This is a genomic window from Streptomyces sp. NPDC091271 (genome assembly GCF_044757505.1).
Lineage (GTDB): Bacteria > Actinomycetota > Actinomycetes > Streptomycetales > Streptomycetaceae > Streptomyces.
In genome coordinates this window covers 199,907-216,098 of the sequence record NZ_JBIVVD010000009.1, presented here as the reverse complement: position 1 = coordinate 216,098, position 16,192 = coordinate 199,907, and the positions used below count along the sequence as shown (strand labels likewise).

Here is a 16,192-nt window from a genome sequence, read left to right as displayed (position 1 = left end):
GCACTCACCATGTCCGACCTGCACAAGGAAGTCTCCGAGCTGGAGCGCAAGTCCGCGACCGCGGCCCGGCTCTTCGACATCCGGCGGATCATCGGCGGTCTCTTCGTGGTCTACGGAGTGATCGTCACCATCGCCGGCATCAGCCCGTCCGACGCCGACCTGAAGAAGGCCGAGGGCGTCCACATCAACCTCTGGACCGGCCTCGCCATGCTGGCGCTCGGGCTCTTCTTCCTGATCTGGATGAAGCTGCGCCCGACCCAGGTGCCCGACGAGGCACCCGGCACGCCGGAGAGCTGACCTCGGCAACCCGCGGGGGCCGGACGATCACGCGTTCACGCGAGGCCGTCCGGCCCCTGCGGCGTTCCCGCCGCGGCTCGGTCGAGCAGCCCCGTGCGGGCCGCCAGCGCGGCGGCCTCCAGCCGGGACCCGACGCCGAGCTTCATCAGCACCCGCTGCACATGGGTCCGCGCGGTGCTCGGCGCGATCCTCATCCCGGCCGCGATCAGCCGGGTGTCCTCGCCCTCGGCGACCCGCACCAGCACCTCGATCTCGCGCGGGGTCAGCATCCGCAGCAGCCGCTGGCCCTCGTCGTCCGGCTGGGCCGCCGGATGCAGCAGCTCCGCGAAGGCGCCCCGCAGCAGCTGGGGGGCGACCGCGACCTCTCCCGCCCGGGCCTTGATCATGGCGCGCTCGACGCCCTCTATGCGCTCGTCGTGCCGGACGTAACCGGCCGCTCCCGCCGCGAAGGCGGCGGCGATCCCCCGCGGGCTCGGCACCGGGCCCAGCACCACCACGGCCACCTGCGGGCGCTCCCGTCCGATCCGCACGATCGGGTCGAAGGCCCCGGGCTCGGCGGGCGCAGCCGTGCCGAACAGGCAGACCTCCGGCGCCCTGCTGACGACCAGTTCCGCGGCCCCGGACGTCGGCGCGGCTGCCGCGAGCACGCGGTGCCCACGCAGTTTCAGTGCCGAGGCGAGTGCCTCGGCGAGCAGTCGGTGGTCATCGACCACCATGAGCCGCACGCCCATCGAGATAGCCCCCATGTGTGCAGCGCACCGGCGCTGCGTAACCCTGAACAGGCCCCCCGGCCCCTCTGACCCGGCAAGTTACACGCTTGTTCGACGCCGCGCGCCCTCTACCGGGCAGAAGCCCCCCAGAATGCCGAATTCTGCGTCATTCGGGGCCGCTTGCCCGTCGGAAAACGATCGGCCCTGCCGGTCGGATGATCAACCGGCAGGGCCGTCACAGCCGGTCCGTGAACGGGCCGGGCGGGTGGGTCAGTCGGTGCTGAAGGAGACGACGAGGTACTGCTTGTCGTCCAGCGAGCTGGACTTGCTGGGCTCACTGACCATCTGCTCGGAGATGAACAGCCGGCCCTTCTCGTAGATGAACTCGGCGTAATCGACGGAGAAGCTCGTCTCCGCGTCGCGGACCGACTCCTCGTCCGGGTTGACCATCAGCACGGTCTGCTCGAAGGTCGAGCCGTTGATGGAGACGATCTGGCCGCCCTTGTCGTAGGGGGGCTCCTTGTACGCGATGACGTTGGAGCCGTCCATGCGCAGCGGGGTCAGCGTGTAGCGGTCACCCGCGTCCGCCCTGCCGCCGACGAGCTTTCCGGTGGTGAGGTCGAAGGCCACGATCTCGTTGGTCTCGCCGTACTCGCCGCCGCCCTCGTGCCTCTCGGTCGGCACGTAGAGCTTGTTGTTGCCGACGGCCAGGGCGGAGCACTCCTCGACCTCGGTGGAACCGCAGTCCCCGGCGTACTTCTCCGCGTCGGCCGAGATCCGGACGATGAGTTTGCCGGTGGCCGCGTCGATGGAGAAGAAGTCCGAGATGCTGCTGCCGTCGCCGGCGGTGTCGCCGACGTCGGCCGCGACGACGAGCGGCTTGGTGGAGACGATGCTCGCGTACTCGACGCCGGCCGGCATGTTGTACGAGGAGAGCGGTGCGCCGGTGGTCGGGTTCAGCGCCTGGATGGTCAGCTGCGGTTCGTCGTAGCTGCCGCACTTGCGGACCACGGCGAGGGCCTCGCCGCCGCCGTAGCCCATGTCGTAGCAGTTGTTGGTGTCGGCCTTCGGCTTCCAGAGCTCGGCGCCGTTCGCGAGGTTGAAGGCGGCGCCGCCGCTGGTGCCGCCCGCGGCGACCGTGGTTCCGCTGAGCGTGACCTCGTTGAACCTGACGGCCTCGTCACCGCTGGACGCGGAGGTGACGGACTTGCTCCACATGAGCTTTCCGGTGGCCAGGTCGAGCGCGCCGATCTGGGTGCAGGAGGGGTACTTGTCCTCGGCGCTCGGCTTGCCGTCCTCGAAGGCGATGGCCGCCTTGTAGTCCTTGCTCATGTGCCGGGAAGCGGCGCAGACCTGGCCGGTCAGCGGGATCGTCCAGAGCTTGGTGCCGTGTACGAGGTCGTAACCGACGACCTCGTACACGCCGGTCTTGACGTACACCTTGTCCGTCACCCAGGAGCCGGCGACGTTCGTGGTGTCGGTGACCTTCGGGTGGGGAAGCTGGAAGCCGACCTTGGACTTGGTGTCGGCCGGGGCCTTCTCGGTGCCGCCGGCCAGGCCGCCGCCCTCGCCGCCCTTGCCCTCGCCGTCCTTGCCCTCGGTTCCGGCCGAGGACGCCTCGTCCTGCTTGCCGTCGTCACCGCTGCTGGAGGCGTAGAAGACGCCACCGCCGACGATCAGCACCACGGCGACGACCGCGGCGACGATGATCTGCATCTGGGTGTTGAACTTCTTGCTGCCGCCCGGCTGGGGTGCGACGTACTGCGGCTGCATCGGGGCGGTCGGGTAGCCGTACCCCTGCTGCGGGGGCATGCCGGGCTGCCCGGGCGGGGGCCCCTGCGGGAAGCCGTAGCCGGGCTGGGCCGGCGGCTGGCCTGGGGGCGGCGCCTGCGGATAGCCGTACGCGGGATTCTGCGGCGGCTGCTGCCCGGGCGGGGGCGGGCTGCCGTAGCCACCGGCGGGCGGGGTGGGCGGGCTGCCGTAGCCGCCCGCGGGCGGGGTGGGCGGCGCGGGCGGGGGCTGCTTGCCGAACGGGTCGGCGGGCGGCGGGGTGGGCGCGCCGAATCCGCCGGGCGGCGGGTCCTGCGGGGCGCCGAACCCGCCCTGGGGCGGTTCGTTGGGCGGCTGGGGCGGCTGGCTCATGGCGTACGTACCTCTGCGGGGTCTGAGAAGGAAGGGCTGGGGATGCCGTCGTCGGCCGTCACTTGCCGAAGGCCATGATGGTCGTCTCGCCCTCCGAGTCGTCGTTGCCGCTGACGCGGTCGCTGACGACGAAGGAACGGCCGCCCGCGTAGACGGTCTTGGACGAGTAGAAGTTCTCGATCTGCGCGGTCGAGTCCAGGTGCTGGAGCAGCACCTTCGGCGCGCCTCCGGTGGGTGCGATCGTCGCGATCGCCCCGCCCTCCTCGTACGAGGGCTCCACGTAGACGAGGACGTTGCCGCCCTCCATGCGGAGCGGCTTCATGGTGTGCTCGGCGGGGGCGGGGGCCTTCCACTTGACCTTGCCGGTGTTCAGGTCGAACGCGACGACCTTGTTGGTACGGGCGGCGCCGCTGGTGTCGTCCCCGGTCATCATGTAGAAGCTGTTCGCGTCGGCGGCGAGGCCACCGCAGCCCTCCATCGTGTCGGCGAAGTCGATGAGGCCGCCACCGCACTCGACGCTGATCTTGTCCTCGTCGTCACCGGCCAGCTGGGAGCGGAGTGTTCCGTTCTCCTTGAGCGCGACGACGCCCCACTTCTTCTCCTCCTGCTGCTTCAGCGAGACGACCAGGGGGCTGACCGAGTAGACCTTGTCGACCTCCCAGCCACGCTTGACCTGGTAGGTCCACTTGGCCTTGCCGGTGGTCGGGTCGAGCTCCTGGACCTGCTGCTGCGGGTTCTCCACGTCGCCGGTGCTGCAGTTGACCGCGGCGATCAGCTTGGGGCCGCCGGCGAACGAGTACGGCTTGCAGTTGCCCGACGGGTTGCCGAACAGCTCCTTGCCGTCGCTGACCCGGTAGGCGCTGGAGTAGCTCGTACGGCCGACGGTGACGGTGTCACCGCTGACCGCCAGGCCGATGTTGGACAACAGGTCCCAGATGCCCTTCTTCGTGACCGTCTTCTTCCATCCGGCCTTGCCGGTGTTGAGGTCGATCATCTGGAGTACGGAGCAGTCGGCCTTGTCCGTGGTGCCGCTCATCACGCCGACGACGATCTTGCCGTCGGCCGTGGTCGTCGCGGGTGCCGCGCAGATGTCCGCGGGCAGCGGGAGGCTCCACTTCTGCTTGCCGTCGCCCACCGAGAGGCCGACGACCGAGCGGTACATGCCCTTGACGAGGGTGTCCCCGACGATCCACGGGCCGTAGACGTCCGCGCCGTTGCGCGGCAGGTCGATGTCGTTCGTCGTGGTCCAGAGGACCTTCGCCTCGCCGTCCTTGCGTCCGGCGTTCAGGTCGTCGTTCGCCTCACGCCCGTCGCCCTTGCCGTCGCCCTGGTCGACGCCGGTCGAGCCGCTCGGGTCCGGGGCGCCGCTGCTGGACTTGGCGACGGGCTTCTCCGGGTCGTCGTCGCCACCGCTCGTGGCGAAGAAGATGCCGCCGCCGACGACGAGGAGCACGGCGAGCGCCGCACCGATGATGACGGCGGGCTTGCCCTTGAAGGGACTGCCGCCGGAGCCGCCGGGCGTGGGCGCGGGAGCGCCGGGGTACTGCTGCTGCGGGTAGCCGTAACCGGGCTGCTGACCGTAGGGGCCGGGCTGCTGGCCGTACGGACCGGACGGGGCGCCGTAGGGGCCGGGCTGCTGGGCGTACGGGCCGGGGGCCGCCTGGCCGGGTGCCTGCCCGGGTGCCTGGGGGTAGCCGTAGCCGGGCTGCGCCCCGGGGGCCTGCGGGTAGCCGTAGCCCGGCTGCGCGGGCGGAGGCGTCTGCGGTGCCCCCGGCGGCGGGGTCTGCGGTGGTGCGGGCGGCATCTGCGGTGGGGCCGCCGGTGGCGGCGGCTGAGGAGTGCCCTGCGGATCCTGCGGAGCCCCGAAGCCCCCCTGCGGCGGTTGCTGGCTGGGCGGCTGGGTCATCAGCACGTCCCCCTTCGTGCGGTCCGGTGCCCGGTCCGGTCTCCCCCGCGATTCCGCTGGGCTCAGAGGATCAGGTACAAGAAATCTCTGAATTCCCCCCGGAAAGGAGCGAATCGGGCATGGCTTCCGCGGCGTTACGACAGTCGAGCGGGGCTTCTTTGTACCACCCGCACCACACCGGGTACCGGATCGGTCCACCCCCTGTTCCCAAGGGAGAACCGGGCCGTGATGCCGTCGTTACGCGCTCCTCGCGGCATCCGGGGCGCACTTTTCCCGACACCCCGTCAACTGTGCCCAGGAAGGGCCGCTTTCACGGGATTCGGCCCCCGCCCGCCCGCCCGCCGGCCCGGACGCGGCGTCCTGGCCGGCCCGGGCACCTCAGGCGTTCGCTCAGGCGTCCTCGGCCAGTTCGAGCCAGCGCATCTCCAGCACGTCCCGCTCCGCGACCAGTTCACGCAGCTCGGCGTCGAGCGCGGCGACCTTCTCGAAGTCGGTGGCGTTGTCGGCGATCTGCGCGTGCAGCGTCGTCTCCCTGGTCGACATCTTGTCGAGCTGCCGCTCGACCTTCTGGAGCTCCTTCTTGGCCGCACGCGCGGCCTGCGGCGATACGGCCTCGGCCGGCGCCGCCTTGAGCGCCGAGGACCCGGCGGCGGAGGCGGGCGTCGCCGTCTCCTCCATGCGCTGCCTGCGCTCGATGTACTCGTCGATACCGCGCGGCAGCATCCGCAGCGCGCGGTCGCCGAGGAGCGCCATCACCTTGTCCGTGGTCCGCTCGATGAAGAACCGGTCGTGGGAGATCACGATCATCGACCCGGGCCAGCCGTCGAGGAGGTCCTCCAGCTGGGTCAGCGTCTCGATGTCCAGGTCGTTGGTGGGCTCGTCGAGGAAGAGGACGTTGGGCTCGTCCATCAGCAGCCGCAGGATCTGCAGCCGCCTCCGCTCACCACCGGACAGGTCGCCGACGGGCGTCCACTGCTTCTCCTTGACGAAGCCGAACTGCTCGCAGAGCTGGCCGGCCGTCATCTCACGGCCCTTGCCGAGGTCGACCCGGTCGCGCACCTGCTGGACGGCTTCGAGCACGCGCAGGTTCGGGTTGAGCTCCGCGACCTCCTGGGAGAGATAGGCGAGCTTCACGGTCTTGCCGACGACGACCTTGCCGTCCGCGGGCTGCACGTCGCCCTGGCTGCGGGCCGCCTCGGCGAGCGCCCGCAGCAGCGAGGTCTTGCCCGCGCCGTTCACGCCGACCAGGCCGATGCGGTCACCGGGGCCGAGCTGCCAGGTGAGGTGGGTGAGGAGCGTCTTGGGTCCGGCCTGGACGGTCACGTCCTCCAGGTCGAAGACGGTCTTGCCGAGCCGGGCGTTGGCGAACTTCATCAGCTCGCTCGTGTCGCGCGGCGGCGGCACATCGGCGATCAGCTCGTTGGCGGCCTCGATGCGGTAGCGCGGCTTGGACGTACGGGCGGGGGCGCCCCGTCGCAGCCAGGCCAGCTCCTTGCGCATCAGGTTCTGCCGCTTGGACTCCTCGGTCGCGGCGATCCGCTCCCGCTCGGCCCGCGCGAACACGTAGTCGCTGTAGCCGCCCTCGTACTCGTGGACGGCTCCCCGCTGGACGTCCCACATGCGGGTGCAGACCTGGTCCAGGAACCACCGGTCGTGGGTGACGCAGACGAGCGCGGAGCGCCGGGTCCGCAGGTGTCCGGCGAGCCAGGAGATGCCCTCGACGTCGAGGTGGTTGGTGGGCTCGTCGAGGACGACCAGGTCCTGCTCGGCGATGAGCAGCTTCGCCAGCGCGATCCGGCGCCGCTCGCCGCCGGAGAGCGGGGCGATGACGGTGTCCAGGCCGTGCTCGAAGCCGGGGAGGGCGAGGCCGCCGAAGAGCCCGGTCAGCACGTCGCGGATCTTGGCGCTGCCCGCCCACTCGTGGTCCTCGAGATCGCCGATCACCTCGTGCCGGATGGTGGCGTTCGGGTCCAGCGAGTCGTGCTGGGTGAGGACACCGAGGCGCAGCCCGCCGTTGTGGGTGACCCGGCCGGTGTCCGCCTCCTCGAGCTTGGCGAGCATCCGGATGAGCGTCGTCTTGCCGTCGCCGTTGCGGCCGACGACGCCGATCCGGTCGCCCTCGGACACCCCGAGGGATACACCGTCGAGCAGGGCACGGGTGCCGTACACCTTGCTGACCTGCTCGACATTGACCAGATTGACGGCCATTTCACTCCTGCCTCGGGGGTCCTTGCGTCGGGGACCGCTCGATGTCCCAGAGTAGTCGCCGTGCGGGGTGCGATAGCGTGCGGCGATCGATCATGGGGAGTAACCCCAGGTCGGAGCGGTTCGGAACATCTCTGGGGTGGGGACTTCATGATGCGTGGCTCGGGGCGGGCCCTGGTTTCGGCAGTCGTGGCGACGGTGGCGCTGGCCGGCTGTTCGTCGTCGTCCGGCGGCGGCGGAACGGCCGCGGATACGGGCAAGAACGGGGACAGCGCCCCCTCGAAGGCCGCGGGGAGCGCCGCCGCGGAGAAGGGCGTCACGCTCGGTGGCCCGGGTTCGGCCTGCGAGCTCCCGGTGACCTTCGATCTGGCGGCGGACTGGAAGCCGGCGGCCGTCGAGGTCGAGCCCGGCTCCGACCTGGCCGCGCTGGGCGAGCAGGGCCCGGTCACGATGGTCTGCGAGGTGGACGCGAAGCCGGCGGGGAACATCGGCTACCTCCGGGTGTGGCAGGGCGAGCCCTCCGACGACGCCCCCCGCGCGGTGCTGGAGGCGTTCGTGACGGCCGATCCGAACGCGGGCAAGGCCACGTACACCGATTTCCGCGCGGGCTCCCTGGCCGGGACCGAGGTCGACTACACCGTGGACGGCGAGCTGCTGGACGAGCCCAAGGACGAGCGTGCCTTCGCCGTCACGACGCCCGACGGCCCGGTCGTGGTGCACCTGGGCGGGCTGGACTCCCAGGAGCACCGGGAGATGCTCCCGGCGTACGAGCTCGCGAGGAGGACTCTGAAGCTGAGCTGACGGTAGGGGCCGGTCACCGCCCCGCCCGTTCGACCAGCAGCCAGCCGCCGAGCGCCATCGCGACGGCCGCGGGAGCGCTGACGTGGACGGCGATCAGCAGGGCGGTGTGCCCCTCCAGCAGTCCCGCGTAGCCCACCATGGACAGTCCCAGCACGCCGAGCAGGGCGAGGGTCACACCGATCGCCGAGACGGCTCCCGCGCCGATCGCGGCCCGGCCGGGGGCGACGCGGACCGGCCGCTCGAACGTACGGAAGGCCGCGACCAGGGCCGCGGTGACCCCGGCGGCGACCACGATCCGCACCGGCACCTGCGCCCACCAGGCGCCGGTGGCCGGCTCGGGCAGCGGGGCGCCGAGGGCGAGCATCGCCCCGTACACGCCGAGCATCGCGGTGAGGTGCCAGAGGAACGCGCTCATGGCGACGCCGTTGGCGGCCACGACCGCGCGCCAGACCCGGGGCCGGGCCACCAGCCGGGCCCCCGGAGCGCGCAGCAGCTCGACCGCACCGACGAGCCAGAGGCCGTGGCAGAGCAGTGCGAGGGTGGGCGGCGCCATGTTGCTGATCTTCTCGCCGGGCATGCCGACCATGGACAGCGGATACGGGCCGAGGGCCACCAGCGCTGCCGCGGCGGCCAGTCCGCCGCCGGCGAGGAGAGCGGGGCGGCGGACCCGGCCGTCGGCGCGCAGGAAGCCGAGCTGGTGCACGGCGAGCCAGACGAACGCGAAGTTGAGGAGTTCGAGGTAGGGCACCCCGGCGGCGAACCTCAGCAGGTCCACCGCGGCGGCGGCCCCCGCGAGCGCGGCGAACGCGCCCCAGCCGTAGCGGTCGTGCAGCTTCAGCAGCGGCGGGGTGAACGCCACCATCGCCAGGTAGATCCCGATGAACCAGAGCGGCTGGGTCACCAGGCGGAGCGTGACACCGATCAGCCCGCCGCCCCCGCCGAGCAGTTGGACGAGCAGCGCCGCGGCACCCCACACCAGGACGAAGACCATGGTGGGACGCAGCAGCCGCTGGAGCCGGGCCCGCAGGAACGCCGCGTAGACGGAGTCCATGGAGCCCTCGGGCCGCTTACGGAGCAGCGAACGGTAGGACAGGGCATGGGAGAAGCCCCCGACGAAGAAGAAGACCGGCATGACCTGGAGCACCCAGGTCAGCGGTTGCAGGCCGGGGACGACGGCGAGGAGGTTGCCGACCCCGTCAGTGGTGACGGCGGCCATCAGCCAGTGGCCGAGGACGACCGTCCCCAGCGAGGCGACCCGCAGCAGGTCGATGTAGCGGTCCCGGGTGGCGGGCGTCGCCCCGGCCAGTTCACGAACACTTGATCCCATGGGAGTACGGTCGCGTCGAGCGGCAGGGCCGCGGCAGCGCGACCGTACTCAATTCCCGTCTGAGTACCGGCTGTCAGACGACGGTCGCACCCGCCGCCGGGGACACCGCCACCCGCGCGTCGCGGCAGGTGCCGGACGCCAGCAGCGCGTCGGCCACCTTCCGCGCCGACTCCTCGTCGGCGGTCAGGAACGCGGTGGTCGGCCCGGACCCCGAGACCAGCGCGGCCAGGGCGCCGGCGGCGGTGCCCGCCGCGAGGGTGTCGGCCAGCGAGGGGCGCAGGGAGAGGGCGGCGGCCTGGAGGTCGTTGCCGAGGGCGCCCGCGAGTGCGGTGGTGTCCCCCTTGCGCAGGGCGGCCAGGAGCGCGGGGGAGGCGGCCGGCTCCGGTACGTCGGTGCCGGCGGTGAGCCGGTCGAACTCGCCGTAGACCGCGGGGGTGGAGAGCCCGCCGTCGGCGACGGCGAACACCCAGTGGAAGCTTCCGCCGACCTCGACGGGCGTCAGCCGCTCACCGCGTCCGACGCCGAGTGCCGCCCCGCCGACCAGGCTGAAGGGCACGTCGCTGCCCAGCTCGGCGCAGATCGCCAGGAGTTCCTCCTGGGTGGCGCCGGTGGCCCAGAGCGCGTCGCAGGCCAGCAGGGCGGCGGCACCGTCGGCGCTGCCGCCCGCCATGCCGCCGGCGACGGGGATGTCCTTGGCGATGTGGATGTGCACATCGGGGGCGATGTCGTGCCGGGCACCCAGCGCGATCGCGGCGCGGGCCGCGAGGTTCGTGGCGTCCAGGGGGACCTGATGGGCGTCCGGCCCGGAGCAGGTGACGCGCAGGGTGTCGGCGGGGGTGACGGTGACCTCGTCGTACAGGCCGACGGCGAGGAAGACGTTGGCCAGGTCGTGGAAGCCGTCGGGGCGGGGGGCGCCCACCGCGAGCTGCGCGTTGACCTTGGCGGGGACGCGGACGGTGACGCTGCGGGTCATGCGGAGGGCTCCGGCTTGTTCTCGGCGATGGCGGCGAACTCCTCGACGGTCAGGGCCTCGCCGCGGGCCTGCGGCGAGATCCCCGCGGCCGTCAGGGCGGCCTCGGCGGCGGGTGCGGAGCCCGCCCAGCCCGCCAGGGCGGCGCGCAGCGTCTTGCGGCGCTGGGCGAAGGCGGCGTCGACGACGGCGAAGACCTCGGTCCTGCTCGCGGTGGTACGGATCGGTTCCGTGCGCCGGACGAGGGACACCAGGCCCGAGTCGACGTTGGGCGCGGGCCAGAACACCGTGCGGCCGATCGACCCGGCGCGCTTGACGTCGGCGTACCAGTTGGCCTTGACCGACGGCACGCCGTAGACCTTGTTGCCGGGCCGGGCGGCCAGCCGGTCGGCGACCTCGGCCTGCACCATCACGAGCGTCCGCTCGATGGTCGGGAAGCGCTCCAGCATGGTGAGCAGGACCGGCACGGCGACGTTGTACGGCAGGTTGGCGACGAGCGCGGTCGGTGCGGGGCCGGGCAGCTCCGTGACCAGCATCGCGTCCGAGTGGACCAGGGCGAAGCGGTCGGCGCGCTCCGGGAGCCGTGCGGCGACCGTGGCCGGCAGGGCGCCCGCGAGCACGTCGTCGATCTCCACGGCGACGACCCGGTCGGCCGCCTCCAGCAGGGCGAGGGTCAGCGAGCCCAGACCGGGCCCGACCTCGACCACCACGTCGTCGGGCCGCACCTCGGCGGTCCGTACGATCCTGCGGACCGTGTTGGCGTCGATGACGAAGTTCTGACCGCGCTGCTTGGTGGGGCGTACGCCCAGCGCTGCGGCCAGCTCGCGGATGTCTGCGGGGCCCAGGAGGGCGTCGGGCTCTGTGGTGCTCACCCGTTAAGCCTACGGCCGCCGCGGCAGCCAGGGAGCGCCGCCCGGCACGGGCCCGAAGCCGCGTGTCTCCCGGAGGACGACGATCTCGTCGCCGTTGTCCAGGGCCGTGGCGGGGGCGGGGGCGACGGTGTCGCGGGTGCCGACCGTGACGCCCTCGGCCTCCAGGAGCTCCCCGACGTCGTCCGCGAAGGTGTGCAGGGTGTGTGATGTCCCGTCGACATCGACACGGACGGCCTTGTCCTGGGCGAGGAACCCGGCGGTGCCGCCCGCCAGGACGGCGACGACCAGTGCGCGCGGGACGATACGCCACAGGCTCTCCGGAGCGCCGGCACCGATCGGACGCCGGTGGCGCCGGGCCGCCCGGTGTCCGCCGGTCTCCCGCCGCGGGGCCGGCCGCCGGGGCACCAGCGGGGTGTCCAGCACGGTGGGGTCATGGACCGGCAGGGGGCCGGGGCGGAGCCCGGCGACGATCGTCCGCTCCTCGTGGAGGGAGCGCGGCGGCGCCGGGGGCGGGGACGGGGCCCGCGCCGGGACCTGCCTCGTACGCCGACTGCCGCGCGCCGCGCGGTGACTGCCCTGTGAATGGCCCACGACGCTCCAGACGTTCCGGCCTGCCGTCCCCGTTGCGCGGGCACGATAGCGGACCCCTCGTAACCGTACAAAGTCGTACGATTACCCAACGTGTCGACCGGAGCGCCCGGCACCCCTCAGAACCGGCACCCCTCAGAAGTCGAACGCCCGCGCGGTGTTGTCGTAGACGGCGGCGGCCAGGGTGTCCTCGTCGGTGCCCCTCACCTCGGCCATGGCACGGAGCGTGACCGGGATCAGATAGGGCGCGTTGGGCCGTCCGCGGTACGGGGCGGGGGTGAGGAAGGGGGCGTCCGTCTCGACGAGCACGAGCTCGGCGGGGGCGACGGCCAGCGCGTCGCGCAGCGGCTGCGCGTTCTTGAAGGTGACGTTGCCCGCGAAGGACATGAAGTATCCGGCCGCCGCGCAGATCCGGGCCATGTCGGCGTCCCCGGAGTAGCAGTGGAAGACGGTCCGCTCCGGCGCGCCGGCCTCGGCGAGGATCCGCAGCACGTCCGCGTGGGCCTCGCGGTCGTGGATGACCAGGGCCTTGCCGTGCCGCTTGGCGATCTCGATGTGGGCGCGGAAGGACTCCTCCTGGGCGGCCATGCCCTCGGGGCCCGTACGGAAGTAGTCCAGGCCGGTCTCACCGACGGCGCGTACGTGGGCGAGGGCGGCCAGCGCGTCGATCTCGGCGAGCGCCTCGTCGAGGGCCGCCTTCCCGCCCGGCTCCCTGCCCCCCTGCCGCGCGGTGCCCTCCGGGTCCCCGTGCACGATGCGGGGCGCCTCGTTGGGGTGCAGGGCGACGGAGGCGTGCACGGACGGGTGCGCGGCGGCGGTCTCGGCGGCCCAGTGGGAGCCCTTCACGTCGCAGCCGACCTGGACGACGGTGGTCACGTTGACCGCCGCGGCCCGGGCCAGTCCCTCCTCGACGGTTCCGTCCTGCATGTCGAGATGGGTGTGCGAATCGGCGACCGGAACCCTGAGGGGTTCGGGGAGCGGCGGGGCTTCGGTACGGCTCATGCCTCGACTCTACGAGGGCATGAACCTCCTCTCACCGCCGGTGGAAGGGGCGGAGCAGATCGGACAGCTGCCAGTGGTGCGATCCCGATCCGGCCGCGGGGACGGCGGTGGCCACGGACATCTCCTCACGGGCCTCGTCCCGGCCCGCCATCACGGGACGTGTCAGTTCCCGGGGCCTGAGCAGCTGCTGGACGGTGGAGACCCGGCCGGCGCGCATGATCCGCACCACGTGGCCGCCGCAGTTCGCGCAGGACGGGGTGGACAGCGGCGACGGCACTCGCTGCCCGTCCGCCTTGTACACCACGAACGCGTTGCCCGAGCCGTCGACGTGGTGCTCTATCTCGTAGGCCTGTTCCCAGCCGTGCCCGCACCTCATGCACGCGAAGGCGTACGCCTCGTGCACGGTGCCTGCTGCGATCTCACTCATGCCTGCTCCTCTTGTCCGCTGGACAAGCACTCCGGACAAGCACTCCGGATGGTGCGTTCCACCCTCAAGTGGACGCCTTCGCCGACGGCGATGCACCAGGTCTGCCGAGTGTTGGAACGCTTTTGGCCGTTTCGTGGCCGAACGGCCCGGTACGCGGCTCAGGCTTTACATTTCAGGTTAGTCCTTTGCCCTGCTCCTGGCCGGTCCGAGCCGCGTTCTTTGCCGCGACCACCGCATCGAACACCTCGCGCTTGGGCAGCCCCGCCTCGGCGGCGACCGCGGCGATGGCCTCCTTGCGCCGCTCCCCCGCCTCCTCGCGCACCTGCACCCTGCGCACCAGCTCGGCGGCGTCCAGTCCCTCGTCACCGGAGTCCGTCGCACCCTCGACCACGACGGTGATCTCGCCGCGCACACCCTCGGCGGCCCAGACCGCCAGCTCGCCCAGGGGGCCGCGCTTCACTTCCTCGTACGTCTTGGTCAGCTCCCGGCACACGGCGGCCCTGCGGTCCGCCCCGAACGCCTCGGCCATCGCGGCCAGGGTGTCGTCCAGCCGGTGCGGGGCCTCGAAGAAGACCATCGTGCGGCGCTCGTCCGCGACCTCGCGCAGCTTCCCCAGCCGCTCGCCGGCCTTGCGCGGCAGGAAGCCCTCGAAGCAGAAGCGGTCCACGGGCAGCCCGGACAGCGCGAGCGCGGTCAGCACGGCGGACGGGCCCGGTACGGCGGTGACCTTGATGTCCTGTTCGACGGCGGCGGCGACGAGCCGGTAGCCGGGATCGGAGACGGACGGCATCCCGGCGTCCGTGACCAGCAGGACGCGCGCGCCGCCGGCCAGGGCCTCGACGAGTTCGGGCGTACGCGCCGACTCGTTGCCCTCGAAGTAGGACACGACACGCCCTGTCGTGCGGATGCCGAGCGCCTGGGTGAGCCGGCGCAGCCGCCGGGTGTCCTCGGCCGCCACGACATCGGCCGTCTCCAGCTCGGCGGCGAGCCGTGGCGGGGCGTCCGCCACGTCGCCGATGGGGGTCCCTGCGAGTACGAGCGTTCCAGTCGTTCCAGTCACATCGGCCATCCTCCCAGCACGGGCGGCACCACTCGCACAGATGCGTTCCCTACGATGGCGCGGTGACGAGTACTGCGCCCGAAGCCCAGCAGGGCAACGACGCCGGGGATCACACCGGCGACCAGCCGCCTTCCTGGCAGCAGCGGCTGCGCCGCTTCGGCCATTCCCCACGGCCGGAGACGGGGCTGCGCGAGCGCCTCGATCCGCCCTACGCGCGCCCCGGGCGCCAGTTCTGGCAGGTGCTCGCCGTGCCGCCGGTCCTCGCCGGCCACCTGGTGCGCTGGTCCGCCTGGGGCGGGCCGCTGCTGGTCGCCCTGGTCGCCGGGGTGCTGCGGTTCTGGAACCTGGGCAGCCCGAAGGCGGTGATATTCGACGAGACGTACTACGCCAAGGACGCCTGGGCACTGGTCAACCAGGGATACGAGGGCTCCTGGCCCAAGGACGTCGACAAGCTGATCCTCAGGGACCCGTCCTCGGTGGACATCCCGGTGGACCCGGGTTACGTCGTCCATCCGCCGGTCGGCAAGTGGATCATCGGGTTCGGCGAGCAGCTGTTCGGGTTCACCCCGTTCGGCTGGCGTTTCATGGTGGCGCTGCTCGGCACGCTCTCGGTGCTGATGCTGTGCCGCATCGGCCGCCGGCTGTTCCGCTCGACGTTCCTGGGCTGCCTGGCGGGCACCCTGCTGGCCGTGGACGGGCTGCACTTCGTGATGAGCCGCACCGCGCTGCTCGACCTGGTGCTGATGTTCTTCGTGCTGGCGGCCTTCGGCTGCTTCCTCCTCGACCGCGACCGGTCCCGCCGCAGACTGGCCGCGGCGCTCCCGGTCGACGAGGACGGGGTCCTGCGCCCGGACGCCCACATCGCCGAAACGCTCCGCCTCGGGTGGCGCCCTTGGCGGATCGCGGCCGGCCTGATGCTCGGTCTGGCCTTCGCCACGAAGTGGAACGGGCTCTACATCCTGGCCGCGTTCGGTGTGATGGCGGTGCTCTGGGACGTCGGCGCGCGGCGCACGGCGGGCGCCGTGCAGCCGTACCGGGCCGTGGTCCTCAGGGACCTGCTGCCCGCGTTCGTCTCCACGGTGCCGGTCGCGATCGGCACGTACCTCGTCTCGTGGACGGGCTGGATCGTCACGGACAAGGGCTACTACCGCAACTGGGCGGCCACCGAGGGCAAGGGCGGCAGCTGGACATGGCTGCCGGACTGGCTGCGCAGCCTCTGGCACTACGAGAACCAGGTCTACGAGTTCCACGTCGGCCTGACCTCCGGCCACACCTACCAGTCCAATCCGTGGAGCTGGATCGTGCTGGGCCGCCCCGTCTCGTACTTCTACGAGGAGAAGACGGGCTGCCTGGAGTCCAGCAGCGGCAAGTGCGCCCGCGAGGTCCTGGCGCTCGGCACCCCGCTGCTCTGGTGGGCGGCGTGCGTGGCGCTGCTGTACGTGCTGTGGCGCTGGGCCTTCCGCCGCGACTGGCGGGCCGGCGCGATCGCGTGCGGGGTGGCGGCGGGCTGGGTGCCCTGGTTCTTCTACCAGGAGCGGACGATCTTCCTCTTCTACGCGGTCGTGTTCGTGCCGTTCCTGTGTCTGGCGGTCACGATGATGATCGGCGCCCTCCTGGGCCCTGCGGCCGGCACGGGCACCAAGCACCGTCTCGGCATGGACACCGCCGATCCCACGGGGGAGCGCCGACGCACTCTGGGCGCGATCGCGGCGGGCGTCCTGGTGCTGCTGATCGTCTGGAACTTCATCTACTTCTGGCCGATCTACACGGGCACGTCACTCCCGGACGACTCCTGGCGCGACCGGATGTGGCTGGACACCTGGGTGTAGCGGGGCAGTTGCGGGCCAGGGGCCGCTCCGATGGAGCCCCGATCCCCCGTGTGCGC

General features: G+C 72.0%; 14 protein-coding genes. 3 read left to right on the top strand and 11 right to left on the bottom strand.

Going from position 1 to position 16,192, the window contains the following annotated elements:
• The first annotated feature begins 9 nt into the window (after positions 1–9).
• A complete protein-coding gene (locus tag ACIQM3_RS33270) occupies positions 10–297 on the top strand; it encodes a hypothetical protein (protein WP_393758707.1) in 288 nt (95 codons plus the stop codon).
• Positions 298–332: 35 nt separating this feature from the next.
• Here the strand turns inward: ACIQM3_RS33270 and ACIQM3_RS33265 are convergent, their stop codons facing one another.
• The 4 genes from ACIQM3_RS33265 to ACIQM3_RS33250 form a co-directional block, all read right to left on the bottom strand.
• Positions 333–1,028, bottom strand: coding sequence for a LuxR C-terminal-related transcriptional regulator (locus ACIQM3_RS33265; RefSeq protein ID WP_401631270.1), 696 nt, complete (start codon positions 1,026–1,028; stop codon positions 333–335).
• Positions 1,029–1,277: 249 nt separating this feature from the next.
• A complete protein-coding gene (locus ACIQM3_RS33260) occupies positions 1,278–3,149 on the bottom strand; it encodes a PQQ-binding-like beta-propeller repeat protein (RefSeq protein WP_401630992.1) in 1,872 nt (623 codons plus the stop codon).
• 58 nt (positions 3,150–3,207) lie between these two features.
• Positions 3,208–5,055, bottom strand: a complete 1,848-nt coding sequence (locus tag ACIQM3_RS33255; RefSeq protein ID WP_401630990.1) for a PQQ-binding-like beta-propeller repeat protein — start codon at positions 5,053–5,055, stop codon at positions 3,208–3,210.
• A gap of 390 nt (positions 5,056–5,445) precedes the next feature.
• Positions 5,446–7,263 (bottom strand): ABC-F family ATP-binding cassette domain-containing protein, encoded by a 1,818-nt coding sequence (locus tag ACIQM3_RS33250; RefSeq protein ID WP_401630988.1) that lies wholly within the window; start codon positions 7,261–7,263, stop codon positions 5,446–5,448.
• A 147-nt stretch (positions 7,264–7,410) separates the two neighbouring features.
• On the opposite strand from ACIQM3_RS33250, the gene ACIQM3_RS33245 reads away from it, so the two are divergent.
• Positions 7,411–8,061, top strand: coding sequence for a lipoprotein (locus ACIQM3_RS33245; RefSeq protein ID WP_401630986.1), 651 nt, complete (start codon positions 7,411–7,413; stop codon positions 8,059–8,061).
• Positions 8,062–8,074: 13 nt separating this feature from the next.
• Here ACIQM3_RS33245 and ACIQM3_RS33240 read toward each other — a convergent pair whose 3' ends face one another.
• From ACIQM3_RS33240 to rsmI, 7 genes are all read right to left on the bottom strand, one after another.
• Entirely contained in the window at positions 8,075–9,388 is a 1,314-nt protein-coding gene (locus ACIQM3_RS33240) for an acyltransferase (protein WP_401630984.1), read from the bottom strand.
• Positions 9,389–9,461: 73 nt separating this feature from the next.
• Entirely contained in the window at positions 9,462–10,361 is a 900-nt protein-coding gene (locus tag ACIQM3_RS33235) for a 4-(cytidine 5'-diphospho)-2-C-methyl-D-erythritol kinase (protein WP_401630982.1), read from the bottom strand.
• Positions 10,358–11,230, bottom strand: a complete 873-nt coding sequence (rsmA, locus tag ACIQM3_RS33230) for a 16S rRNA (adenine(1518)-N(6)/adenine(1519)-N(6))-dimethyltransferase RsmA (protein WP_104786588.1) — start codon at positions 11,228–11,230, stop codon at positions 10,358–10,360. Before rsmA ends, ACIQM3_RS33235 begins: the two co-directional genes overlap by 4 nt.
• A gap of 9 nt (positions 11,231–11,239) precedes the next feature.
• Complete coding sequence (locus ACIQM3_RS33225; protein WP_401630980.1) at positions 11,240–11,821, bottom strand: ubiquitin-like domain-containing protein; 582 nt, start codon at positions 11,819–11,821, stop codon at positions 11,240–11,242.
• Between the two features lie 132 nt (positions 11,822–11,953).
• Positions 11,954–12,820: a TatD family hydrolase gene (locus ACIQM3_RS33220; RefSeq protein WP_401630978.1), complete on the bottom strand. Its 867-nt coding sequence runs from the start codon at positions 12,818–12,820 to the stop codon at positions 11,954–11,956.
• Between the two features lie 31 nt (positions 12,821–12,851).
• Positions 12,852–13,247 (bottom strand): hypothetical protein, encoded by a 396-nt coding sequence (locus tag ACIQM3_RS33215; protein WP_401630976.1) that lies wholly within the window; start codon positions 13,245–13,247, stop codon positions 12,852–12,854.
• A 172-nt stretch (positions 13,248–13,419) separates the two neighbouring features.
• Positions 13,420–14,316 carry a 16S rRNA (cytidine(1402)-2'-O)-methyltransferase gene (gene rsmI, locus ACIQM3_RS33210; RefSeq protein ID WP_401630974.1) on the bottom strand — a complete coding sequence of 299 codons (897 nt, stop codon included), beginning with the start codon at positions 14,314–14,316 and terminating at the stop codon, positions 13,420–13,422.
• Between the two features lie 53 nt (positions 14,317–14,369).
• On the opposite strand from rsmI, the gene ACIQM3_RS33205 reads away from it, so the two are divergent.
• Positions 14,370–16,136, top strand: a complete 1,767-nt coding sequence (locus ACIQM3_RS33205) for a dolichyl-phosphate-mannose--protein mannosyltransferase (protein WP_401630972.1) — start codon at positions 14,370–14,372, stop codon at positions 16,134–16,136.
• The last annotated feature ends 56 nt before the right edge of the window (positions 16,137–16,192 follow it).